Below are 415 nucleotides of genomic sequence, written 5' to 3'. Positions count from 1 at the left end.
CCACGTGGACTGCCTGGTCCGCTTCGTCGCGCCGGGTGTCGTCGTGCTCGACAAGGCGTTCCTCGGCACCCCGGCCGATGTCTGGTCCCGCTCCGCCGACCAGGCCCGATCGGTGCTCAGGAACGCGACGGACGCGCGCGGCCGGAAGCTGGAGGTGGTGGAGCTGCAGCAGCCCGACCCCGACCGGATCACCGGGCGCGGCGACGCCTTCGTCTCCTCCTACATGAACTTCTACCTCGGCACCAAGGGCGTCTACCTGCCCAGGTTCGGGGACCAGAAGGCCGACGAGCACGCCCAGCAGGTGATGAGGAAGTACTTCCCCACCCGCGAGATCGTCCCCGTGAAGATCGACGGGATCGCCGGCGGCGGTGGCGGCATCCACTGCGCCACCCACGACATCCCCGCCATCGGCTGA

At 69.6% G+C, this 415-nt stretch carries 1 protein-coding gene; it reads left to right on the top strand.

All coding sequences use genetic code 11. The annotated features are described in order from the left end of the window. Positions 1-415: agmatine deiminase family protein (locus tag VR45_RS41695; RefSeq protein WP_045945203.1), on the top strand; the 415-nt coding region annotated here is incomplete at its 5' end.

It is taken from the genome of Streptomyces sp. NRRL S-495, from assembly GCF_000966955.1.
Classification (GTDB): domain Bacteria; phylum Actinomycetota; class Actinomycetes; order Streptomycetales; family Streptomycetaceae; genus Kitasatospora; species Kitasatospora purpeofusca.
The sequence above is the reverse complement of the archived record's forward strand: the minus strand, read 5'-3'. Positions and strand labels throughout refer to the sequence as shown.